Below are 23,475 nucleotides of genomic sequence, written 5' to 3' on the forward strand. Positions count from 1 at the left end.
CTCGATGAAGGGTCTTACAGCTCGGCCGGTGCCGCGCCCTTCAGTTCGTCGAGGTCGAAGTTCTCCGCCATCCGCTGGTAGCCCTTGTCGCTCGGGTGGAGGTGGTCGCCCGAGTCGTAGTCGGAGCGCAGCCGGCGCGGGTTGTACGGGTCGCGCAGCGCCTTGTCGAAGTCGACGACGGCGTCGTACACCTTGCCCGCGCGGATCTGCGCGTTGACCTGCTGGCGTACGGCCTCGCGGGCGCCGCTGTAGCCGCGGTGGCCCTGGAAGGGCATCAGGGTCGCGCCGACGACGCGCAGTCCGCGGGCGTGCGCCTGCCGGACCAGGGCGCGCAGTCCGCCGATGATCCTGTCGGGGTCGGCGAGCTTGGGGTTGCGCAGGATGTCGTTGACGCCGAGGTCGATGACGACGGCCTTGACGTTCGTGCGGTCGAGGACGTCGCGGCCGAAGCGGGTCACACCGGCCTGGTTCTCGGCCGGCCGGCCGAGGCCGTTGGCGAGGACCTGGTTGCCACTGATGCCCTGGTTGACGACGCTGTAGCGGGGCGTGTCGGAGGAGCCGGCCGCGGCGGAGGCGCGCAGCCGGTCCGAAAGGACGTCCGGCCAGCGGCTGTTGGCGCCGACGGTGGAGGTGATGCCGTCGGTGAGCGAGTCGCCGAAGACGACGACGGTGCCGGCCGACTCGTTGCTGAGCACGTCGAGAGCCGTCAGGTAGCGCCAGTACGGGGTCTGGCCGGCGTACGGCGTGCCGCTCACGTCCTCCGTGCGGTCGCCCTCGGCGACGTAGGAGATCTGCTGTGCGTGCGGGTGGTAGGTGACCGGGCCGGACCGGATCGGCGAGTACGTCGTCACGAGGACGTCCGTGTCGTGCGGGATCTCGACGCGTACGGCGTCGCTCATCACCTGCTGTCCGGGCTGGACGACCACCGAGGTGTTGCCGCCGAAGGTGAGGCGGCGCATGGTGCCGGTCGCCGCCGCCGCGTCGTTCACGGCCGCCGCCACGGCGATGGAGGCGTGGGTGATGGTCAGCGGCTGCTGTCCGTAGAGGTTGGAGAGTGTGATGCGGGCCCCGGTGCCTCCGGCGCCGGTGTGCACGACGTTGCGGACCGAACGGCCCGCCATGCCGTTCGTCTCGGTGCCGGGTTCGGCGCCGACGGGGGAGGTCGACCAGGAGCCGACCCAGGTGCCGGTGGAGGCGGGGGCGGCGGACTGGTGCGGGGTGCGGCCGGCGGCGAGGGTGTCCCGCGCCGTGCCGTCGTCTGCGGCGACACCGATGTATATCGCGGCGGAAACGGCCACGATCACGGCAACGATCGCCGAAAGCAGGGCATAACCGTGATGCTTGGTCATGCGGTGCGGGTCTCCTCGGGCGATGGGAGCCCGAGGCTCCGATGTGATGACCCCATGATGCGTCATGGGGCAGGGGGTAGTTGAACAGGACCCCCCATTGGGCCGCGGAGTTCGCCAGTGACTTCCCCCCTCCGGACAGACGCCGGGAACTCTTGTTCCGTTCCAGGAGTCGGTCAGGAAGGGACAATGTCTGTAGGGGGACCGTGAACGGGTGGAGTGGATGGAACGCACAAAACCGGATGAAACGAGTGGCGTAGGGCATCATGCCCGGCCGGGCGCCGCCGGTAACCGCACCGGCACCGCACCGGCCGGACGCGCGATGACGACCTTCAGCCCCGCCGACGAGGAGAAGCGGCGCGGGGTGCGCCGTATGAAACTCACCGCGACGGGACTCCTGCTCTTCGTCGCCGTCGTCTACGTCCTGGCGAAGTGGGCGTCGAACGCGGGCGCGGGCGCCTGGGCGGGGTACGTCGCGGCGGCCGCGGAGGCCGGCATGGTGGGCGCGCTCGCCGACTGGTTCGCGGTCACGGCGCTCTTCCGCCACCCGCTCGGCCTGCCCATCCCGCACACCGCGATCATCCCCACCAAGAAGGACCAGCTCGGCATCTCACTGGGCGAGTTCGTCGGCGAGAACTTCCTGTCGTCCGATGTCGTACGGCAGCGGCTGCACGCCGTGGGCATCGGCAGCCGGCTGGGCGCCTGGCTCGCCGAACCGGAGCACGCCGACCGGGTGACGGCCGAGCTGGCCACCGCGCTGCGCGGCGCCCTCACGGTCCTGCGCGACTCCGACGTCCAGGCGGTCGTCGGCGAGGCCATCACACGCCGCGCCGACGCCCAGGAGATCGCACCCGGCATCGGGAAGATGCTGGAGAAGGTCGTCGCGGACGGCGGTCACCGGCGGGTCGTCGACCTGATCTGCGTCCGCGCCCACGACTGGCTGGTGCTGCACGACGACGAGATCATGAACGCGGTGCAGGGCGGCGCCCCGGGCTGGACCCCGCGGTTCGTCGACAGGAAGGTCGGTGAGCGGGTCTACAAGGAACTGCTCCGCTTCGTCACCGAGATGCGCGACGCCCCCTCGCACCCGGCCCGCGGCGCCCTCGACCGCTTCCTCACCGACTTCGCAGGCGACCTCCAGTCCGACACCGACACCCGCGCCCGCGTCGAGCGCCTCAAGGGCGACGTGCTCGGCCGCGGCGAGGTCCAGGACCTGATCGCCTCCGCCTGGACGGCCGTACGGTCCATGATCGTGTCCGCCGCCGAGGACGAGCAGAGCGAACTGCGCCTGCGCGTACGGGCCTCGCTGCTGTCGCTGGGCGCCAGGATGGCCGTCGAGCCGAAGCTCCAGGCCAAGGTCGACGGCTGGGTGGAGGGAGCGGCCGTGTACGTCGTGACGACGTACCGCAAGGAGATCACCTCCCTCATCACCGACACCATCGCGAGTTGGGACGCCGAGCACACCACCAAGAAGATCGAGGCCCACATCGGTCGCGACCTCCAGTTCATCCGGATCAACGGCACGGTGGTGGGATCGCTGGCGGGCCTGCTGATCTATGTGCTGTCACGGGCGGTGGGGGCGTAGGACCTTCGCTGCCTGGCGGACTTGGGCCGCGGGCCTAGGTACGTCTGAGTACGCCTACTCTGTCGGGGCCCCGCCGGTCGCGGAACTCTCGTACGCATGACCGAGAAGCTGTTGAGCCCCCTGCGAACGCGCCCCTGGCCGGAACGCTGGCTGACGCGCACCCTCGGCGCCGCCCTCTCCGGTGCGGCGTACCTCGTCTGTCTGCCCTGGGATCTGCGCAACCGCCCCGAGACGGCGCATTCGACCGTGGAGACGACCCCGGTGACCGGCCTCGGCGTCATCGCCCTCGCGGTGGCCCTGCTGGCCCTGGCGGCCTACTTCGGCCACCGGGACGCGCTGGGCTGGCCGTTGCTGCTGGTGGCCGTGCCCCCGGCGACCCTGATGCACATCTCCCTGAGCACGCACCCTGGTCCGCCGGACGGGTTCGCGAACGCGTGGCCCTTGTCCTGGGCGTTCTTCTCCTTCCTGATCGCGGCCGGAGTGCTCGTCGCGGCCGCGGTGGCACGGCAGTTCAGGGCAGACTTGGTGGACGAGGAACTGATGCTCGCGCAGCGATCGTGACTCTCGGCGATCGTGACTGATGGCCGTCGCGACTGATGACAGTCGTGACTTGAGGAGTGGTTGTCCATGACCTGGAGTGGTTGTCCATGACCATCCGCAGGATCGTCCCGAACGTGCAGGTCGAGTCCGAGAAGGACATGGTGAACAGCCGTGACTTCTACGGCCTGTTGGGCTTCGAGGAGGTCATGCACCTGGGCTGGGTCATGACCCTCGCCTCCCCCTCCAACCCGACCGCGCAGATCAGCTTCCTCACCGAGGAGCGGACCGCGCCGGTCGTACCCGACCTGAGCGTGGAGGTCGAGGACGTCGACGCGGTGTACGCGCAGTTGACCGCCTCGGGCGCGGAGATCGTACGGGACCTGCGCGACGAGGAGTGGGGCGTGCGGCGCTTCTTCGTACGGGACCCGAACGGGCGGGTCGTGAACGTGCTGGGGCACCGGGGCTGAGTCAACTGCCGCGTCGGCCGTGGGCTCACTGACCGTAGAAGTACTGCGAGCCCTTCTGGATGAAGTACGACGCGTAGACGCGGCCGAGTGCCGGCTTGCCGCGGTACATCCCGACGTACTGCTGCGCGCTGTCGACCACGACGGGCCGCGTCATGCAGGCGAACTTGATGCGTTGCTGGGCCTCCGCCCAGTGGACGGCGGCCGGATCGACCCGGTCGCTGACCAGGAGCGGGAACGCGCCGATGCCGTTCTGCACGCCGACCGGCAGTCCGCCCTTGTTGTCCTTGGCGTACTTCATCACCTGCTCGGTGAAGCCCTCGATGGCGGGCACCGTTATCTCCGGGACCGCGGCGGCCACGGTGAACAGGTGCAGCCGCGTCGCCATCCAGCTCATCCGGAAGTCGGCCCGCCGCCCGACGAGGACGGGCACACCGGCCCAGTCCTCCCACCGCGTCTCGCAGCCGTCGGCCGTGAGCCGGCTCTGCACCGTGGCGAGATAGGCCTGGGAGGCCGAGGGTTCTTGCTGTCCGTGTCCTGGCACCTGTCCATACATGGCCGGGATCCTATTCCCAGGGTGGCCGGGATCCTATGGTCGGGTAGCCGGGTTCCTACGCCCCGGTCGTGGACCCGGGCCGGATGATCATCAGCACGGTGACGGTGGCCCAGAGCAGGTTGAAGATCCCCGTGAACATGGCGAGCCGCACGGTCGCCGCCGGGTCCCCGCCGCCGTCGGCGAACACGCTCTGCCGGGGCAGCACCAGCGCCACGAGGACCAGTGCGGCGAGCGCGGTCAGCGCGATCGAGACGACCAGCCAGGCGTCCCCGAGCACCCCCATGCTGCTCGCCGTGGCGAACCCGAAGACGGGGACGACGACGCCGACGGCGGCGTACACCCGGCAGATCCGGTGCAGCAGCCGTACGGTCTCCGCGGCCCCCACGTCCCCCGGAGCGGCGAGCGCCTTGCGCGCGCTGGGCGGGAACAGGCTCGAGGCGACGGTGACGGGCCCGACGGCGACGATCGCGGCGATGACATGAACGGCGAGGAGGAACTTGGTCACGGGGCGACGCTAGGCGTACGGCGGATCTTGCAGAAGTGGCGGTTTTGCCAGGGGGCGACGGATTCTCGCCAGGGGTTTTGACAGCGGTTGTTGAGCTCTTGACGGGGGTTGCTGGTCTTCTTCTGTGTGTGGGGCGGAGGTAGGGAGGTGAGTGCGGGCTTGGCCACAACCCGTCGTATGCCTACTCTCTCGCCATGCACACCGTGGCCGTACTGGCGCTGGACCAGGTGATCCCGTTCGACCTCTCCGCCCCGATCGACACCTTCGGCTGGGCCCGGCTGCCGGACGGGCGGGAGGCGTACCGGGTCCGGGTCTGCGCCGCGGCGGAGGAGGTGCGCGCGGGCCCGTACAACGTGCGCGCGCCGTACGGACTCGACGCGCTCGCGGACGCCGACACGATCGTGCTGCCCGGCGTCGCCGACCCCACCGTCCCGCTGCCGCCGGGGGTGGCGGAGGCGCTGCGCGCGGCGGCGGCGAACGGTACGCGCATCGCCTCGGTGTGCGTGGGCGCGTTCGTCTTCGCGGCGACGGGCCTCCTGGACGGGCTGCGCGCGACCACGCACTGGGCCGCGGCGCCGGACCTGGCGGCCATGTATCCGTCGGTCACGGTCGACCCGAACGTCCTGTACGTCGACAACGGGCAGTTCCTGACGTCGGCGGGCGCGGCCGCCGCGATCGACATGTGCCTGCACATGATCCGCCGGGACCACGGTTCGGCCGTGGCCGCGCACGCCGCCCGGATGGCCGTCGTACCGCTCGAACGGGAGGGCGGCCAGGCCCAGTTCATCGTCCACGACCGGCCTCCGGCCCCGGCGGGCGCCACGCTGGAGCCCTTGCTGGAGTGGCTGGAGGACAACGCGGACCGCGACCTCACGCTGGACGACATCGCGGCCCACGCCGGCATGAGCGCCCGCACCCTCAACCGCCGCTTCCGCGAGCAGACGGGGACGACACCGCTGCAGTGGCTGCACCGCGCGCGGGTGCGCCGGGCCCAGTACCTCCTGGAGACCACCGCGTACCCCGTCGAACGCATCGCGGCGCAGGCGGGCTTCGGCTCCCCGACGGCGTTCCGGGAACGCTTCAAGCGGGTGGTGGGGACGAGTCCGTATGCGTATCGGCGGGCGTTTCAGGGGGTTGAGGGCTGAGGGGAGAGGGGGAGGGTTGAGGGCTGAGGCGGCTCAGGCTGTGTGCCGGTCGGCGACCGCCCAGGAGGCGAGGGCGACGGCTCCGGCGACGCCGAACACGGCGGGCCAGGCGCCGACCTTCTTGGCCAGCGGGTGGGACGCGCCGAAGGCGGCGACGTAGGCGACGGTCAGTGCCCCCGCGGCCTTCCCGCCGGCCTGCTGCCGCCACTGCTGTGCGGCCGCGGTCCCGGCAGCCGCCAGGACGACCCCGCCGAGCTGCCGCTTCTTGGTCCAGCGGGCCACGCCGTATCCGCCGATGAGCCCACTGGCGGCCACCGCCGCGGCCGGTACCTTCGCCATTTGCTGCCTCCGCTGGTGCGTCTGTCGGACGAACCGAGGCTAACCGTGCAGGGTGTGCTTCCGGTCGGCAGGGCGGCGCTCACGCGGGCGGCGCCACAGCGCATACGGCGCTGCCCTGACCGCTGCTGACGGACAACGGTGGACCCGGGAGGCAGAGCACGGTGCAGCCCCCCCCAGCCGCCCGCCGCCAGCGGACCTCCGCAGCCTCGCGATGAGGGACAACACCCACCTCGCGTACCGCGACCACCACCGACCGCCCAGTCCGCCAGCGCCGATACCCGAGCCCCCTGGGTGGCCCCACGGCGCTCCTCACCGCGGCGGCCCATCCGGAACTGGTCAGCTCCCTGGTCCTGATCGAGGCAGGCCCGTCCGGCCCGACCCCGGACCTGCCGTCGGAGCCCACGGAAATGCAGGCCCGCCGCCCGGCCACGTCGGCTGCCGTCATCCCGGACGCGGCCCACGACGTACACCTGGATCAGCCGGAGCATCTGAGCACTAGGCACCGCCGCCGAACTTCACCTTCACCTCAGGAACAAACACGCTCAAGCGGTAGGTGGTCGGCTGCACCAGCCGCCCGCAGAGCATGTCGACCCGAACCGACTCCGGTTCGATCCCCGGGTGCTCGGCCATGAACTCCCGCCTGAAGGCCGCCCACTCGCCCTCGTCCTGAGTAGAGAACACGACCTCCCAGCGCCCGTCCCGCCCCTCGTACGCGGCCGCAGCCCGCCGCCGCCGTGCCTCCTGCTGCCGCTTCCTCTTCCGCTGCCCTGGCATGGGCCTCAGCATGCCGACCCGCACTCCCTACGGCAACGAGGATTCCGGCGTCGAGCCGGCGCCGCCCGATCCGCTTGGCCACAGCCGTCAGTGAACCCCGGATGCGTGATCACGGATCTCCGTGGCGTGCCGCGCGGCCTTGGTAACGTCCCCGTGCCCTGCACCAGCCGCCTTCGGCAAAACGGCCCACTCCATCCCAGCAAGCCGGACAGAGCCGTGCAACTGGAAGATTTAGGCACCCCGAGATCGCCGAAGCCGCTGCCCACTCCGGCTCCACACCGCCGAAATCTTCCAATTATCAAGTCCCCGCGGGGCGCTGTCGCATCGGGTGTATGAAGCGTTGCCAGGCGTGGTTGCCGACGGTGATGACCGCATCGTCGTCGGCCTTGGAATCGCGTACGAGGATGGCGTCATCGGCGTACGCGCACTCCACGCACTCTGTGCCGCTGCCCGAAGGCCGTCGAAGGCTTTCATGTACTTACGCACATGAAAAATCGAAAGGTAGGACCTGCAAAGTCACGCCGGGCAACTCGGCTGATTCCAGGACACGTTCGAGTTGCTCCCGCATCAAGGCTCGATTCCCGATGACATTGCGCACCGCGCCTTCGTTCACGACGAACCAGGCGTTCGAAGCGACGGGCCGCGTCAGCATGGCTTGGCGTTCCATGCGGACGTGAACCGATCGATCGATGTCGTCGGCGGCCATGTGCACACCGGTCTTGTGGAGTTCACCGGCGTGGACCGTGGTCTGCATGAGGCCGGGCAGCAACTCACAGTGGTATTGGCGGAACGTGGCGGCGTCCTGCTCCAGACCGATGTAGATGTTGAACCACTCGGGGACCCGGCTCCGTGTACCTGCCACCACCCAAGTGTCTTGGCCTGCCGGGCCAACGCTTTGAGGAACTCCCGCAACTCGTCGGTGGTCGGCGCTCTTCTCACGGAGTTGCTTCAACTCGATCGAGAGCCGACGACGGAGCGTCGTCGGTGAACCCGTCATCTCAGCGGGCAAGCGTCGCTACTCGGCGCGAGCGCTGTTAAGGCTCCGTTGATCAGATGGAGTCAAGGGAGATGCGGCCGATGACAAGGGGCTCTGTGATTCAGCAGACGTGCATGTCACAGAAGCCGTGGACTCGGCCTTCACAGCAGATCCCGAGGAGGTCGCCGCTCTGCGCCGTATTATGCGGATACACCTCGGCCTCTGGGGCCTGCACGAAGTCATCGACACAGCCCGACTCTGCGTCAGCGAGCTCGTCTCCAATGTGATCACACACGTGGGTCCCGGCACACCGACGAGTACTTTTGCGGCCGATCAGAAGGTGACCTGGTGGAGCGGGCCGCGAACCCGACTTCGCCGGACGGCCATCTTGGGTGCGTGGGTCTGACGCGAGCCGAGGTGATCCTGAGCCTCTACGGCGGAGCGAGGCCACCTCACGCGTCGAGCCGGTCGAGCGTGCCTGTGGTCGAAGAGGCGGCGATCGACGTCATCGCAGACCTTCTCCACTGGCCTCGGGCACATGACTGCGACGAGGGCGAAATCCTGGACCGCTCCGGTAGCCGACCCAAATGACGCGCGGGTGGTTCAAGCTGTCGACCCGGGTTGATGTCCGCCCACGGTCAGCCGGGTGTCACTGTTCCAGTACGTGTGCGAAGAAGCCCAGGTGAGGATCGTCGGGAGTACCGACGAGCAGCGCGCGGTCCAACAGGGTGTTGTTGTGCTCGCAGCTTGTCTCAGGGAGCATCACACAGGCGTGGCAGGCGGCGAGGTTGGTCCCCCCAGTGCCGGATGCCTCGGACTCGACGCAGAGCGGGTCCGAGGAACACCACTCGGCACGGTGGACGGCCGAGCGGATCGCCTGGGCCAAGCGGTCCGGTTCCCCCTGGGCGACGAGCCCGCCGAGGCTGCCCGCCGAGTCGCTCGTCGCGGTGTAGACGAGCACCCCGGCCATGTCGTCGTCGGCGTACAGACGCTCGCGCAGGGCGGCGGTGGGATAGCCGGCTTCCAGGCTCCATTCGTTGATGAGGACATGGGCCAGCGTGTGCAGCAGCACCATGCGGGGGGTGGCGGGGGAAGGAGCGACCCGGCTCGGATCCGTCGCGCGCTGCTCCATCGCCCTCTGGTGAGCGGTGCGCATCCTCTCGACCCGAGAGGCAACAGCGAGGGCCTTCTCCCAGGATCCGAGTCGGTCCTCGTCCAGTCGGAGGAAGACCCCCTCGCCGCGGACTTCCATGGCGGGGAGCCACTGCAGGTCGGAGTCGGAGAGCGGCACCTCGTTGGGTTCGGTCGTCGAGTCAGGGTCTGCGAGCCGGGTGAACGCCTTGAGAGCGCGTACCTCGCGGAGCTTCTTCACCAGCATCGGGCCCGTGAAGCCGAGCGGGCGGAGCACGGCCGCGTCCCCCAGCGGGGTTTCGCAGATGAACTGTTCCTCGCGGGAGCGCTCGCGCTCGTCGTTGCCCGAGCGGAGCCGCTCGTACTCCTTGTTGCGCAGAGCGCGGTAGCGGTGGTCGAAGGTGGGGGTGTCCTCGCCGCTCGGGTCCTCCTCGCGTTCTGCGTCGAGGAGGACCATCACGTCGTCGACCGGGACCGGACTCTCACCCTTGAACGCGAACTTGAGGCACATCTCGATCTCCGCGCGGCTGTTCAGGTTGCGGAGCTCGTCCCAGTGCTCTGCGAGCGGATCGGCGCGGCCGTCGCTCCACGGCGGGATGGAGAGTGCCGACTTCAACACCGGCTGCCATACGGCCGAGGAACCGCGCTGGAGGGTGCGCGGGGTCAGGCCGCAGGTCTGGGCGGGAGCGGACGTGCCGAGCCATGGGCGGGTGCCACGGCAGCGAAGGCCCAGATCCTTGAGAGCGCTCCTGCGGAAGGAGCCCTCCATCGAGACGTCGGGCACCCCGCAGGTGCAGGAGACGAGAATCGAACGGAGCGAGGAACTGCGTCCGGCGGTACGCAGCTTGAGGGTTCCACCGCACTGGCCGGCGGTCGTGGTGCCGCGGCCGGAGGCGCGATGGACCCATTGCCAGTACGGGTACTCGTCGAGGTGTCCGGCCTCGCAGGCGATCACGAAACGGGAGGGGACCAGGTCGGCTTCACATGTGCCGCAGATGCTCCGGCCGGGAGGCGGGGTGAAGTCGCGGTGCCGGCGCAGGTCGTTGCACTCCGGGCAGGAGTGCATGAGAGGGAAACGACGGACCCGGAAGCCGTCCTTGCTGGTGTCGTCGGACGCGGGCGGCAGTCGGAAATGGTGGACGCCCAGGATGCGGGCGAGGCGCCGCTCGTGGATCCGTGGAGCCTCGTCGCTGTTCCAGTGTTCGTCGGCGCCGTCCAGTCCGGAGACGATGAAGGACTCGTGGTCGACGGCGACGAGCGAGCCGATTCCGTACGTGGTGATCGCCTGGGCACGACGAACCGCACCACGACGGAGCAGGTTGCGGGCGGGCGCGGTGCCGTCCGTGCCGGTCCGGCGGCGGCGTGCGGGGGGCGGGGTCATCGGGATGCCTCCATGAACAGGGCGGACTCGGCGTCGACATCGCGCAGGCTCCACAGCGTGGGCCATGCCTCGGCGTCCTCGGACTCGTCGTCGTACGACTTCAGGAGCGAGGGGACACGGCTGCCCCTCTGGGGTTCGAAGAGCAGCCCGCCGTGCGCGTCGGCCTCGTCGCACCACCAGTCGACGAACTCGTCGAAGGCTCGGGCAACCGCGTCGGTCTCCTCGGGGGTGACCTCCTGGACGCGTTTCAGGAGATCGCGCCTGATGTCCTCACGGAGCAGGTGCTCGTAGGAGTCGACGCGGCCGGCCGCGTCGTTGGGGCGGGCCGCAGGAATGAGGATGCGCGCCAGGGCGACGATCACCGCGTGCAGGCCCCGCTCTCGGGCACGGGCGGAGAAGGGCGTGACGGAGGTGGACTCGACCTCGCGGTAGAGGGCGGAATGGAAGTGCAGGAAGTTCTCGTAGTGGGAGCGGTCGCGGGAGCGGGTCGCGTTGAGCATGACGGCGACCAGTCCGGGATGGGCGCGGCCGACACGGCTGGTGGCCTGGATGTACTCGGCGGTGGTCTGCGGCTGACCCATCACGGCCATCAGGCCGAGCCGGTCCACGTCGACGCCCACCGCGATCATGTTGGTGGCGAGGAGGACGTCCACGGTGTCCTCGTCCGGGAGCTTCTTCTCGATGCCCTTGAGGCGGGCGGGGATCTCGCTGGCGTCGATCCGACTCGTCAGCTCCGAGTAGTTGGGGATGTCGCGGACGGCCACACCCTCACGCTCGGCGAGCAACTCGAGGTACGCCACCACGTCGTCGTGGACCTGGAGTTCCGCGGCGGACAACAGCCGGAGGCTGTTGAAGTAGCCGACAAGGCTCCAGTACGCGTCGCGCACCTCGTCCTCGGTCCGTGCATGCTTGGCCCGGTGCAGGAGGGTTGCGTACGTACGGATCAAGAGGGTGGACTGACTGGTCCCGGGGGCCAGGAGGCCGACGTAGCGACGGCTCGCCTTCTCCTCACGGGGGGTCTCCACCGCGAACCACGAGTCGCGGGAGTCCAGACCGGCGGGCGGGAACTGGCGTACTTCGCGGGCGAAGAGGTGGCGGCCCTGGTCGGCGGCGCGACGGATGGTCGCCGTGGAGGCGATCACCTTGGGACGATCGGCGAGCGAGTCCACGGCAGTCTCGTAGAGGCCGGTGAGAGTCCCCAACGGACCCGAGATCAGATGGAGTTCGTCCTGAACGATCAGCTCCGGAGGCGGGGTGCGGTCGCTGGGGTCGTCGCGGTTGAAGAGGGCAGCAGTGGCCGGGCGCCACGGCATCGAGGCGAACTTGTCGACGGTGGCGATCACCAGCGTCGGGCGGGCGTCGTAGACCGCCTCGTCGATCAGGTGGACCGGCAGTCCGTCGGCGAAGCGGCAGCCCGTACCGGGACAACGGACGTGCATCCGCTTGGCGTCCTCGTCGACCTCATAGGCGCGGGCGTCGAGGCGGGTGCCGCACCAGGGGCAGGCGTGCAGCTGAACGGGGTTCTCGGTGGCGAGCCGCTTGTCGAGGTTCCCGCGGAGCTCGGCGAGCCTCCTGCCGGCTTCTTCCAGGGTGTTGGGAGTGGCCGAGCGCCCCACCCACATACCGATGGAGAACTGCTCGTCGCCCAACTCTGGCCTTTTCCGGCGCATGTGTTCCATGGCGCAGAGCAGGATCGCGGCGCGCTCGAACTGCTGGAGCGTGAGCAGCCGCAGCGTGTAACGCATGAGCACCGTGACGCCGCCGCCGTCCGCGCCTTTCCGAATGCGACGCAGGAACGAGGTGAGGGCGATCAGACCGAGATACGCCTCGGTCTTGCCACCGCCGGTGGGGAACCACAGCAGGTCGGAGGTGCCGCGGTCGCGGTGCGCGGGGTCGTCGATACCGGCCAGACAGAGCAGCACGAACGCGATCTGGAAAGGGCGCCAGTGGCCCGCGGCGGGGTCGGGGGAACCGTTTCGGCCGTCCTTCACCCACGCGCTGCGGGCGCGCTGTTCGGCCATGGCCTGGTTGGCGAGCCGGAACGCCTGCATCAAGTCGGGCTTGGATCCCAGCAGTTCGATGCCCTCGCGAATGCGGCCGAGGGCCTCGCGGCAGGCCTCCACCTGGTTCCGCGCGGGCTTGTCGTACGTTTCACCGGTCAGAGCCTCGGCCTCGATCTCCTTGCGCTCGATCCAACGCTCGTAGCCCGTGGCGAGATCCTTCAAGGCGGCCAGGACCTCGGCGTCGGAGCCCTTGGCCAGACCGATCATGGAAAGAGCGGAGCTGTCGATCTCAGGATTGGAGTCGGTGAGCAGCACCTCGACGGTGGGGACGAACTCGCTCCGTACTTCGGCGACAGCGGCAGGGGCGGTGTCGGGCACGCCGGTCGGCGGCGGCGTCCAGTCCCACTCGGCGGCACAGCCGTGACCGACGGCGAACGTCGGGGCGTGACGGTGCAGTAGTCGGCTGGTCGCGACCTCGGGGTCGTGAGCGGTAGCCGGGGCGGGGCGCTCGACGAAGGCGGTGGAGCCGTTGGCAGCACGGATCGTGAGGCCACACTGGAACAGGGAGAACGCGTCCTGCAGTTCCCGCTCGCTGACCCGGTGGGTGTTGACCAGGGTGACTGTGATCGTGACCGTACCGGTGGTCGGGTCGGCGCCGCGGACGTTGACGCGTAGCGCGGCCCCGGTACCGAGGTCGAAATTCTTGTTGGGGTCGGGCGTCCTTACGTCGACGGTGGTGTCCGGAAGCGCGAGTTCCTTGCGCCGCCATTGTTCCCGTTGGTCGGATGTGGTGCGAGCCTCGGCGCGGCGGGCAGGGATCGGATTGCCTTCCGCATCGGCGGGCTCGTAGACGGCGGCATGTGCCGAGATCACGATCTCTTCGCTCATAGCCGGGTCGACCGCGAAGGTGAGGCCCATTGAGGAGGGACGACGGGACCCCGCAGCACCGACCTCCTGTGCGGTGCCGGATTCCTCGACGTTGTCATGGGTGCGCAGCGGGACGCTGTCCAGGCCCTCCTGCTCGGCATCGTCCTCACGGATCCGCTGCTCTGCAGCCGCGTTCGCCGATCTCGGGTACAGGACACCCGCCAGGTAGCGGTCGATCGGAGCGTCCTGGGTGAGGATCTCGTCCCGATCCTCCGGCGCGGCGCCCGGTGCGGGGCCGAGGAGCTCGCGGCGGAGTCCCAACAGGAGTTCCTCGTCCCTGACTCGATAGTGCTCGGAGTGCCGCCCTGCCACGTCCGTCATGCGCGCTGCTCCTCGTCGTTGTCAGCCCGTCGATACCTTCCGATGCCGGTGATCCGGGGAGCGATCCACACACCTCGGTCGCCGAGGCCGGCGTTGGCGCCGGCGGCGGTGCTGCCCGTCACGGTCTCCAGGGTGTCGACGCACATGCCGTGGATCTCGTCGGGCCACCAGGGGTCCCATGTCCTGTTCACCTTCTGCACCTGGAACAACTCCTCGCGGAACCGCTCCGACACCTCACCGATCTCCCGACCGTCGTGCACCAGGGCGTACGGCGGGCTCTGGAGTTCGCCCATCGGCAGGTCGTGGCACTTGCGCAGCACCACTGCATGCCCGGGACCCACCCGCTCCACGAGATACGCCTGAGTCGCCACGGCGTCGGTCTCGTGGCCGGGCGGGTGGTCCCGGCAGACGTCGCCCGCCTCGGCGACGATCCCGAATCTGTCGTAGGACCGCCACCCGCCTACGTACCGCCGACCGCTCTTCCGGCCACCCGATCTCTTGAGGATCGGTAGCTCGGGTGACTGGGCGTGGTAGAGGTCCTGGCGGACGCGCGTCATCGCCACGTACAGGGCTCGGGCCTCCGCGGGGAGGTCCAGCTCGTCCTTGTGCTGCCTGCGGAGCTCGGCGACGGTCGGCGGGGTCAGGACGATCACCCGGTCGAACTCGAGGCCTTTGGCCCTGTGCACGGTGGAGACGACGATCCGTGCGGTCTCCGGGTCGGCTGCCTCGTCGGGGAACCTGTCGTCGGCGACCAAGCGGCGCAGCCGATCCAGATCGAGCACATTGCGCCCGGCCGAACGTGTGGCCCGTCGCAGGACCGTCCACAGGGCGGTCGAATTGGGCTCGTACGGCAGCGGGATCTCAGCGAGGAGCGAGCGGAACCGGTCCTCGCCGACACCGGTTGCCTCGGTACGGCGCAACAACTCGGCCACCCAGTACGGCACCGGCCGCTCTTCGAGCGGGCGGCGCAGGCGGTGTTCGACGCCGTGCTCGTGGAGCAGGTCGGAGACCACCAGGGCCTGGCGGTTGTCGCGAGTGAGGATCGCACAGGTGTCGGAGAGATTCCGTAAACCGTCCAAGGTGAACTGATCGGCGAGGTCACCCATCCCGTTCGCCGGATCCAGGAGCAGATCGCGCAGCCCCTCGTAGAACGCCGCCGCCTCGTCCGTGTCGCTCACCTGCTGGAGCCGGGGACCATAAGCCAGTGCGACCCGGGCCTCGGGAGTGACGGCCCGGAAGTTCTCGGTGAGGTGCAGCTCCACCAGATCGTCGGGGTATGAGCAGCGCAGCCACTCGAAGAACCGGCCAGTCTCGTCGGCGCGTTCGGCCAGGTCCTCGATCTGGAAGCCGTAGACGGACTGGGCGGCGTCGCCGACCACCGTGAAGCCGCAACTGTCCTGGTAGCGGTCGAGGAGGGCCTCCACCAGCTCCCGGCGGCCGCCCAACAGATCCTGCACCTCGTCGATCACTACATGGGCGGGCGGGACCGTGTCGCCGGACTCCAGTGCGCCCTTCTCGATCGCCCCGGCCGCGGCCTGGATCCGCTCGTCGAAGGAGGCCGCACCCCACTCCCGGTCAGGGTACGCCTGGACGAGCACCCCGTACGCCCAGGCGTCGAAGGTCTGGGCGCGCACGCGGCGCGCCTGCTCCCCGTGACGGGCGATGCGCTCGCGCAATTCGCGAGCGGCCGCCCGGGAGAAGGTGAGCACCAGGATCTCGGCGGCCTCCAGCGCCTCGTCGGGATCCTCGTGACCGCACAATGCATCGAGCCGGCGCACCAGCATGTGCGTCTTTCCCGCCCCGGCACCGGCGGTGACCAGCACCCGCGCGTCCCAGGGCTGCTCGACCACGGCCTGTTGCTCGGCAGTGGGCGGAGGGCTGTCGAGGTAGGCGTCGGTCACTTACGGCTCCAGAGGTGCTCGAACTGGGTGAAGGCGAGCCGGGTGTCGAAGTTGGCGATGTTGTCGCTGACGTTGAGGATCAGGCAGGTGTCCTTGCCGCCATTCTTGGGTCCCCGCAGGCCACGGCCGATCATCTGCTGGTAGACGTTGGTGCTGTAGACCGGGCGGGCCACGACCACCGCACGGGTGGCCGGTGCGTCGAAACCCTGGGTGAGGACACCGTAGTTGGTGAGCACCCGGACACGGCCGTTTCGGAAGTTCTCGATGCGGGCGCGACGGTCCTGCGGACTGGTCGTGGAGTCCACGGCGGCGGACCGAACGCCTCGGTCGTTCAGCATGGCGGCCAGATACTTGGCGTTGTCGACGGAGGTGGCGAAGAGCAGGGTCGGCCAGTCCTCCGGCAATTCGGCCACCGAGTCGACGATGCGCCGACTGCGTGCGTGGTCGTCGGCGAGCCGCTGTTCCGCGGCGCGGGAGAGCACTGCCATGCGATCGGCGTACGTCCTCTCCTCCTGGCTCAGCTCGATCCGGCCGCCCTCCAGGGTGCGGTGCTCGACCTGGGCGAGCATGCCCCAGTTCTGGAGGTCGCGATACGGGTCACCCGATGGGAAGACTCCTTCGTCGAGGCGCCTGTTGCCGAAGCGGGTGATCAGACGGCGGGTCTCGTCCTCGTTGGTGTTGCGGAACGGCGTGGCGGTCAGACCGAGCAGATGCCGTCCGGTCTCGTACTGGGTGAGCCCCAACTGGGTCAGGATCTCGGTGTACCGCTTGGAGATCGCGGTGTGCGCCTCGTCCACGACCACCAGGGCGGCCTGCCGCAACCAGGTGTACTGATCGGTGCCCAGGCAGCGCTCCAGCTTGGCGTCGGTGGCCACCACCAGGTGGGGATGATCGACGACGTCCCCGACCTCGTTGCTGCTCCAGAGCCGGCTGATGGTGAGCGGGCGATCCGCACCGACCTTGTTCCAGACGAACTTCCAGCTCTGAACGGCCTGCTCGCACAGCTCCTCGGTCTGAGCGATCCACAGCAGGGGCCCCCTGAGGTCGCTGACGCGCTTGACCCAGCGGATCACGGCCTCGGCGGTCACCCGGGTCTTGCCCGCGCCGGTGGGCAGCGAGAGCATGCCGCGCTGCGGAGCCAGCCGATCGAGCATGGCGGAAATGTTGCGTACCAGATCCTCCTGGTACTCGTGGAGACTCGGGAAGTCCCGGGGGCCCTCGACGGTTTCGAACGGCGGCGGGGACGGAGTCCTCGAACCCGCGAACGCGACAGGCAGCTTCAGGTCCGAGACGAAGGCAATGGCGGCCGATGAACCCGTGTAACCGACCGGCGCGTTGGGGAACCGCGCCTGGATGTCACGGGCGTGCTGCTGGAGCACCCCGTCACCGTGTGCATTGAATGCCATCTGCGCGATCCGGTGCCCGGACGGCTCCACACCGTCCGTCGCCTGCAGCTCGGCCTCCATCAGCCCTTCGGGAAGCCCGGCGCGGAGTGCCTCGGCACCGACCAGCAGCTCCATCTTGGCGACCACGTCCTCGGCATCGCGTACGGCCTTCTGCGCGGCCTGCATCGCACTGTCCCGAGCCATGCGGTCCTGTTGCTCCAGCGCCGCCCGACAACCGGCCGCACCGAGCCCGAGCCCCAGCTCCAGGTCGATCAGGCGCAGCATCGGCTCAGGATCCAGTGGCACGCGGACCTTGACCGTGCCGTCCTGGCGGACGACCTTCAGGGGATAGGCATGCGTTCCGTTGGGGGTCCGCATGATTTCCTCGAGCTCGGTGCACCGCTGCACCATGGCGTTCCGGTTGACGCTGCTCAGGCGTTGACGCAGGGCGGGGTACAGCTCGACCAGCGGAACAGGGTCGCTGTCCAGGACCTCACGGGTCTCCTTGCTGATCACGTCGGAATAGCGGAGCATGCCCCACTTCTCGACCATCAGCTCAGCGTCCTCGACCGTAGGCACGAGCAGCGCGGGCAGCTGCTCGGCACGGAGTGCCCGGTATTCGAGGGCACTGACGGCGAGGGTGATCTCGTCGTCGGCGCGGGTCCCCCAGGTGTCGCCGATGCGGCAGCGCGTCAGGGAGTCCTCGGGGAAGTCCGCGCCGAACCGGGTCAGCATTACGTAGGTGGCGCCGACGAAAGAGTCGTCCTCGCTGCGGGTCACCTCGTCGAGGAGCGCGTCCCAGCGGTCCCCGGGAACTTCGTCCACGGTGGTCGGGAGCCGGAGCTTGCGGGCTTTCTCCGCAGAGATGTCGGCTACCGGCAGTACGTCGCGATAGGCGGCGAGTTGAGGCCCGACGGCCTCCTTCAGCGGTCTGACTCCCTGGGACGTGGCTACCGTGCCGTACTTCCTCAGCATCCACCGGATGGGCGAGGCCACTGCCTGCCGGGTGCTGGTCTGTGCGCCGAACTGACGCGTCCAGTTGTCCACGACGGCGTCGTCGGGCAGCACCTTCAAGAAGGCGGAGCGGGACTCCTCGGAGAGGGCGCGGAAGAGGTGGAGTGGGCCACCGATGGCGGCCCCCTCGACCTTCATTCGGTTCAGTGCGGGGCGGGGAGCACGGGAGTCCAAGCTACGCAGGTAGGCGCCGTGGACGGTTTCGCGGTACTCCTCGAACCAGGCCTCGTCCACCTCGGGCTGCACCCCGCTGGACGGTCGTTCCTTCAGACCGATCTGAGAGAAGAAGGGTGTGTCATCGGAGTGAAACGCCATGTCGACGGCGACGCTCGGGTCGCGCTTCGTGTCGACCACGACACCCGGCAGCATGCAGTCTTCGACCCGCCGGAACCGCCCGTCGGCGGTCCGCACACGGAGCGTCGAACGCGGCGCGGGCACTCGCTCCAGCACTTTGTGGGCCAGCCGCCGGACCCCGGCCTGGCGGAACAGCTCCCAGAACCGTTCCCAGTCCGACGGGCTGTAGTGGTCGAAGCCCTGGTCGAGAACGCTGGTGAACCGTCCCTCGGCGTCGGCCTCCCGGATACCCAGGAGGTTGAGCGCGTGTGCCAGCGACGGGTCCTGGGCGATCGTGTCGACCACGTAGACCGTGGACTCGCGCAGCCCGCCCTGGTCAGCTCGCCGGAACACCCGTCCGTGAACGGGCGGGACGAGTCCGTGCTCCTCGGTGAGGACGATGTGCGCTTTCCGGGCCTCCGCGATGAACGGGGACTGGGCCTCGATCATGTCGGCGAGGATGCGGATCGCCGTCGCGGACGCTTCAGCGGTGCCGCTCGCTACGAGAGCCTCCAGCCATTCGCGGACATCCGCTCGCTGGTGCTTGGCTGCGCCGAGGATGTGCTCGACCTTGCCGGAGCGTAGAGAGTCGACCTCGACGCTCGGGTGCAACCAGTTCGAAGGGCGGTCCGGGCACTCGTGCCACATCCGCAGCCAACGAGCGAGGGGCTTCAGTTCCTTCTTCGGATCCTTGGGACGAGGGTGTACCCGCAGGTCGGTCGGCACCCGCAGCACACCGTTCTGGTCAGGCAGCGACGGGTGGAGTGCGGTGCACATCCAGATCTCATCGGTCAGGAACTCGTCCGCCCAACTGATCGCCTCCTTGACGCGGCCGGGCAGCAGTGGGAGGTAGGCGGCCGGGTCCTCGACGGGTGCCAGTGCGGGGAGCGAGTCGACGACCAGCTGCGCCGCCACCCGGATCATCTCCTGATTGAAGGGGGAGGAGTCGAGAAGATTCTGCCGGTCCTCGTTTGTCTTCCAGGCGCCGTTGAGGATGCCGCTCAGCGACATCTCATACTTGGTCGGGAAGAAGGACCAGAACCTGCCCCGACCGCGCGAGCGGGGGCTGACGTACAGACCGCTCTCCTGGTCCTTCTCCAGGGTGGGAACGCCCCAGGCGAGTTCCAGGGAGAGGCGGTCGTGGAGCTCGCCGGCGTCTGCACGGGCCGCCGGACCAGGCTCGTGAGTGGTGGTGAACACTCGCCACCGGTCGGTGGCGACGGCCTTCCCGGTCCGCTCCTCGACCACGATGTGCAGGTCACCTGCCTGCTCGGTGGCCAGCGTTCGCCGGGCCACAGGGCGGGGGCGGCGGTCCTCCAGCACGACTTTCGCAACGTGTGGTGAGAAGAGCTGGAAGCCGACCGGGAACTCGTCGCGGGATTCGCCGTGGTCCCTGGCACGGCCACCGTGCATGTCCCGACCCAGCCGGTCGTCCGCCTTGGGGAGCAGAGGAAGACGGACGACGGTGGTCGACCAGGTCAACAGCTCGTTGAGGACGGGGTCGGCAGCGCGCTCGACCTGAACGTCGAGCGGACGGGCCATCCGCAGCACGGGTGCGTCGAACTCCGGGCCGTACCGTGCTGTGACACCGGGCACGGCCTTGATCTGCTCGTACGACCAGGCGCGGTCGAATCCGAAACTTCCGGTATGGCTGAAGAATTCTGGTGCGTCCGTCACCGCGAGTACCGATTTCACGCCGACGCCAAATCGTCCGATCTGACCTCCACGTTTCTTCGACATACTCATTCGAAGGATTGTCTCTGCACCCTCAGGAGTGACGGGATTTCCTTCGTTGGCGCAGTAGAGATGGGTTTCTGTGAGGACTACGTGAACCTTCCCTCCGGGTTCGTCCGCGATTTCATCAGCCGCATTCTGGACGAGCTCGAAAAGCTGGCGATCGCCATATCCGCCTTGAGTGATTCGTCGCTCTCCATTGGCGTGCTCGGCTACGAGACCGGGGTCTACGGCGTACGTCTGAAGGACGCGAGAAGACTGCTCGATGACGGTTTTGATTACCGGCGAGAACGAAGACGACACTGCTCCTGCACTCCTGACGTGTCAAAGGTCCGGGTGAAAGCGTGAGGGTTGGATCGGCTGCCGGCTCGTGTAGCCAACCCATGGGTGTTCAAGTGGTTCCGGAGGCGTATGCATCGGCGCCTTCGAGTGTTTCTGCTGGTGAAAGGCGGCAACGCCGAGAAGCCTCCTGCCCTCGCGGCGGTGGTGCGGAGGAGGTCAGATCGAAGGGGAGTTGTCGTCGGGTTGGTGTCGTGTCACACAAGGGTGTATTAGAACGCAACTATCTCCCGTAGGGAATAGGTGTCCGATCTTGGTGACTACACCCGCGGGCTTTTGGCCCTTGGTGCTGAATATGGACACACTTCCGTCCGGGCCGCCCGATCCCCCGACTTGCATTCGGGGGTCGCGAGCGAGGCGGGAATTTCGCCACTTTGGACGCTATCGAACGCCGATCCAGATTTCAACCCCAACTCCCTTGCCCTGATGGGGAGTTGCTCGCTCCCCTCGTGAAGTTCTATGCAAAGGGGGCCGAAATCGGGCAACTCGACCTATTGGCCCAAGGGTTCAGGGGGCTGGAGTTCGATCAACTGGCGGTTGACAGTGCTCAGTTCGTCAAATTAGCCTCCTGGGTCTGCGACGTTCGAGCCACATGCGGCTCCGAGGGGAAGAACAGGTGGCACGTGGAGACAGGTGAAGAGTTCGGGCCCTGGCTGGCCCGTCAGCTCAAGCTCGCAGGAAAGACGCAGGCTGAACTGGCCGACGAACTCAAACTGACCCGAGCCGCCGTCTCCGCGTGGATCACCGGCAGGTCGACTCCTCGTCCGACAGCCATGACGGACATCGCCAAGGCGCTGGGCACGGACGTCGGCACGGTGCACACCCGCACCACCGACACCCAGGCCGGCCTCCCGGTCACCTGGTACCACCGCCCGGGCTACCACGACGGTGGCCGTGACCTGGGTAATGCCGCCGCCTTCGCCTTCGATGCCGACGTTCAGGTCCTTGCGCGCGAGACCTGCCAGAACAGCCTCGACGAGCGGGTGAAGGAGAACGGCCGTCCGGTCAAGGTCCGTTACACCCTGCACGAGCTGACGGGTGAGGCCCTGGACGACTTCCGTGACGCGATTCTCTGGAACGACCTGTTTCCTCACTACTCCGCAGTCTCGGAGATCGCCGGAAACCAGAAGGTCGGCCGGGTTGTGGACGCCGGGGTGCGCGACATGTACGAGAAGGGCCGTCTGGTCCTGTTGCGCATCGACGACTACAACGCTTCCGGACTCATCGGTGACGACTACGCGGACGGCAAGTTCGCGGCTGTGGTCAGGCGGCAGCTGGAGAGCCTCAAGTCCGGGCCTGGCGCGGGAGGTTCGTACGGCCTCGGAAAGGCGACGTTGTGGGCCACCAGTGCACTCGGTCTCGTGCTCATCAACTCGACTCTGTCCAAGACTCATGAAGGGCGTACCGAGCGTCGGGTCATCGGCCGACTCGAACTGCCTTGGAGAGAGGTCGATGGTCGTCCATACGCAGGTCCCGCCTGGTTCGGGCGCCCCGACCCCGATTCGCCGGGCGCAGATGTCGCCCGGTCCTGGTGGGCGGATGAGGAAACTGTGGCCCGTCTGCATCTGGCCAGGGAGAACGACGAGCCGGGAACCTCCTTCCTCGTCGTTGGCGCGCACGACGTGGCCAGCCTCGACGAGAAGCTGTCCGACATCGACGACGAGACCGCAGACGTGGATGAGGAGAGCACCGGGGACACGCGCGACATCTGCAGAATGCACCGCCGTCTGGTCGAGGCACTCGGACGTGACTTCTGGGCTGCGATGACCGGCGGGGGCGGCAGGCTTCCCCTGTTGGAGGTCTCTGTCCGCACCTTGCGCAACGGGGTCGTGGTCAGGGAGGAGGAACAGGTCGATCCGTCCACCGAGCAGCCTGCCCGGACCCGTGCCCTGCGGGCGCATTACGAGGGCACCACCGTGGAGCGGCTCACCGAGGCCGGGCAAGTGGCGGCGCGGAACGTTCCGCTGAAGCTGCCCCTCTCCGGGGGAGCCAAAGGGACGCTCGGTACGCATCAAGCCGTCCTGCTGCTCACCGAGGCCGAGGAGAAGGACCACGGGGGCAAGAATCAGGTGCACTCGCTGCGCGGCAACCGCATGACCGTCAAAAGGGCCGGGGTGTCGAAACTGCCGCTCGGCACCAATCCCTTCCAAGCTGTTCTCCTGGCAGGGGAGGCCGCAGGGGAGTCCGTTCCTTTCGCGCAGGAAGCCGAGGACTTCCTGCGTGCTGCGGAGCCACCTGAGCACGACCGTTGGGGGCAGACGGAGGAGCTGACCCTGCGCTGGTCGCCCTCCGCCTACCGGCGGATCAACAATCTGACCGCCGAGGTCAACAGTGCCGTCAAGGAACTTGTCGCACGACCGAAGCGCGGCAACCGTGAGGGCGGCGAAGCCCTGCGCAAGGCGTTGACCGTGAAGGCGAAGCCCAAGGCCAAGGTGCCCACTGGACCCGTGGTCCCGGTGCTGGACCGCCTTGACGCGATGATCGGCGACGGCGGGGAGTGGCAGATCGTCGCTGAGGTGAGCATCCCCCGTGGCGACGAGATCACTCCGATGGTGCCGCTCGCCCAGCTGGACGTGAGATCCGGAGGCCGACCGAGGCTCGAGTGGGCAGAGCTCGTGGCTGTCGAGGGCTGTGAGGTGGAGGACGGAACCCTGCGCTTCGCCCCCGGCGCACGCCGAGCGAAGTTCCGAGGAGCCACCGACGTCACCAGCCACCCGGTCAGGACCACGCTCACCCGTCTCGTCCTCGAACTCCGGACCGGCAAGGGGGAGTGAGC

At 68.5% G+C, this 23,475-nt stretch carries 15 protein-coding genes and 1 pseudogene; 5 read left to right on the forward strand and 11 right to left on the reverse strand.

The genetic code is table 11. From position 1 onward, the window contains the following. Positions 1–14: 14 nt before the first annotated feature. Positions 15–1,349 carry an SGNH/GDSL hydrolase family protein gene (locus AB5J56_RS27870; protein WP_369236152.1) on the reverse strand — a complete coding sequence of 445 codons (1,335 nt, stop codon included), beginning with the start codon at positions 1,347–1,349 and terminating at the stop codon, positions 15–17. A 220-nt stretch (positions 1,350–1,569) separates the two neighbouring features. Here AB5J56_RS27870 and AB5J56_RS27875 point away from each other — a divergent pair, with 220 nt between their 5' ends. The 3 genes from AB5J56_RS27875 (at position 1,570) to AB5J56_RS27885 (ending at position 3,938) form a co-directional block, all read left to right on the forward strand. Next, complete coding sequence (locus AB5J56_RS27875; protein ID WP_369236153.1) at positions 1,570–2,931, forward strand: DUF445 domain-containing protein; 1,362 nt, start codon at positions 1,570–1,572, stop codon at positions 2,929–2,931. Between the two features lie 96 nt (positions 2,932–3,027). Then, entirely contained in the window at positions 3,028–3,492 is a 465-nt protein-coding gene (locus tag AB5J56_RS27880) for a hypothetical protein (protein WP_369236154.1), read from the forward strand. Between the two features lie 86 nt (positions 3,493–3,578). After that, the gene (locus AB5J56_RS27885; protein WP_369236155.1) at positions 3,579–3,938 is read left to right on the forward strand and encodes a VOC family protein; all 360 of its coding nucleotides are present in this window, start codon (positions 3,579–3,581) and stop codon (positions 3,936–3,938) included. Positions 3,939–3,963: 25 nt separating this feature from the next. Here the strand turns inward: AB5J56_RS27885 and AB5J56_RS27890 are convergent, their stop codons facing one another. Both AB5J56_RS27890 and AB5J56_RS27895 read right to left on the reverse strand, forming a co-directional pair. Next, positions 3,964–4,491: a levansucrase gene (locus AB5J56_RS27890; RefSeq protein WP_369236157.1), complete on the reverse strand. Its 528-nt coding sequence runs from the start codon at positions 4,489–4,491 to the stop codon at positions 3,964–3,966. A 55-nt stretch (positions 4,492–4,546) separates the two neighbouring features. Beyond that, complete coding sequence (locus AB5J56_RS27895; protein WP_369236159.1) at positions 4,547–4,996, reverse strand: hypothetical protein; 450 nt, start codon at positions 4,994–4,996, stop codon at positions 4,547–4,549. A 194-nt stretch (positions 4,997–5,190) separates the two neighbouring features. Here AB5J56_RS27895 and AB5J56_RS27900 point away from each other — a divergent pair, with 194 nt between their 5' ends. Beyond that, positions 5,191–6,141, forward strand: coding sequence for a GlxA family transcriptional regulator (locus AB5J56_RS27900; protein ID WP_369236161.1), 951 nt, complete (start codon positions 5,191–5,193; stop codon positions 6,139–6,141). Positions 6,142–6,174: 33 nt separating this feature from the next. Here AB5J56_RS27900 and AB5J56_RS27905 read toward each other — a convergent pair whose 3' ends face one another. The 8 genes and pseudogenes from AB5J56_RS27905 to AB5J56_RS27940 form a co-directional block, all read right to left on the reverse strand. Then, a complete protein-coding gene (locus tag AB5J56_RS27905) occupies positions 6,175–6,480 on the reverse strand; it encodes a hypothetical protein (RefSeq protein ID WP_369236163.1) in 306 nt (101 codons plus the stop codon). 495 nt (positions 6,481–6,975) lie between these two features. Further along, positions 6,976–7,254, reverse strand: coding sequence for a hypothetical protein (locus AB5J56_RS27910; RefSeq protein ID WP_369236165.1), 279 nt, complete (start codon positions 7,252–7,254; stop codon positions 6,976–6,978). A 298-nt stretch (positions 7,255–7,552) separates the two neighbouring features. Then, positions 7,553–7,687, reverse strand: a complete 135-nt coding sequence (locus AB5J56_RS27915) for a DUF397 domain-containing protein (protein ID WP_369236167.1) — start codon at positions 7,685–7,687, stop codon at positions 7,553–7,555. A 60-nt stretch (positions 7,688–7,747) separates the two neighbouring features. After that, a pseudogene (locus AB5J56_RS27920) lies at positions 7,748–8,251 on the reverse strand (DUF5753 domain-containing protein); the annotation flags it as partial. A 628-nt stretch (positions 8,252–8,879) separates the two neighbouring features. Then, a complete protein-coding gene (gene drmB / locus AB5J56_RS27925; RefSeq protein ID WP_369236169.1) occupies positions 8,880–10,742 on the reverse strand; it encodes a DrmB family protein in 1,863 nt (620 codons plus the stop codon). Then, positions 10,739–13,993, reverse strand: a complete 3,255-nt coding sequence (locus tag AB5J56_RS27930) for a helicase-related protein (RefSeq protein WP_369236171.1) — start codon at positions 13,991–13,993, stop codon at positions 10,739–10,741. The genes drmB and AB5J56_RS27930 overlap by 4 nt, the downstream gene beginning before the upstream one ends. Continuing rightward, on the reverse strand, positions 13,990–15,894 hold the full coding sequence (locus tag AB5J56_RS27935) for a UvrD-helicase domain-containing protein (RefSeq protein WP_369236173.1): 1,905 nt from the start codon (positions 15,892–15,894) through the stop codon (positions 13,990–13,992). The genes AB5J56_RS27930 and AB5J56_RS27935 overlap by 4 nt, the downstream gene beginning before the upstream one ends. Continuing rightward, positions 15,891–20,663 (reverse strand): DEAD/DEAH box helicase, encoded by a 4,773-nt coding sequence (locus AB5J56_RS27940; RefSeq protein ID WP_369236175.1) that lies wholly within the window; start codon positions 20,661–20,663, stop codon positions 15,891–15,893. The genes AB5J56_RS27935 and AB5J56_RS27940 overlap by 4 nt, the downstream gene beginning before the upstream one ends. Positions 20,664–21,322: 659 nt before the next feature. On the opposite strand from AB5J56_RS27940, the gene AB5J56_RS27945 reads away from it, so the two are divergent. After that, on the forward strand, positions 21,323–23,473 hold the full coding sequence (locus tag AB5J56_RS27945; protein WP_369242831.1) for a helix-turn-helix domain-containing protein: 2,151 nt from the start codon (positions 21,323–21,325) through the stop codon (positions 23,471–23,473). The last annotated feature ends 2 nt before the right edge of the window (positions 23,474–23,475 follow it).

It is taken from the genome of Streptomyces sp. R21, from assembly GCF_041051975.1.
Lineage (GTDB): Bacteria > Actinomycetota > Actinomycetes > Streptomycetales > Streptomycetaceae > Streptomyces.

Bases quoted from the DNA above. Each gene is read 5' to 3' on its own strand.
- AB5J56_RS27870 (WP_369236152.1), bottom strand. From the start codon at position 1,349: ATGACCAAGCATCACGGTTATGCCCTGCTTTCGGCGATCGTTGCCGTG.
- AB5J56_RS27875 (WP_369236153.1), top strand. From the start codon at position 1,570: ATGGAACGCACAAAACCGGATGAAACGAGTGGCGTAGGGCATCATGCC.
- AB5J56_RS27880 (WP_369236154.1), top strand. From the start codon at position 3,028: ATGACCGAGAAGCTGTTGAGCCCCCTGCGAACGCGCCCCTGGCCGGAA.
- AB5J56_RS27885 (WP_369236155.1), top strand. From the start codon at position 3,579: ATGACCATCCGCAGGATCGTCCCGAACGTGCAGGTCGAGTCCGAGAAG.
- AB5J56_RS27890 (WP_369236157.1), bottom strand. From the start codon at position 4,491: ATGTATGGACAGGTGCCAGGACACGGACAGCAAGAACCCTCGGCCTCC.
- AB5J56_RS27900 (WP_369236161.1), top strand. From the start codon at position 5,191: ATGCACACCGTGGCCGTACTGGCGCTGGACCAGGTGATCCCGTTCGAC.
- AB5J56_RS27905 (WP_369236163.1), bottom strand. From the start codon at position 6,480: ATGGCGAAGGTACCGGCCGCGGCGGTGGCCGCCAGTGGGCTCATCGGC.
- AB5J56_RS27910 (WP_369236165.1), bottom strand. From the start codon at position 7,254: ATGCCAGGGCAGCGGAAGAGGAAGCGGCAGCAGGAGGCACGGCGGCGG.
- drmB (WP_369236169.1), bottom strand. From the start codon at position 10,742: ATGACCCCGCCCCCCGCACGCCGCCGCCGGACCGGCACGGACGGCACC.
- AB5J56_RS27930 (WP_369236171.1), bottom strand. From the start codon at position 13,993: ATGACGGACGTGGCAGGGCGGCACTCCGAGCACTATCGAGTCAGGGAC.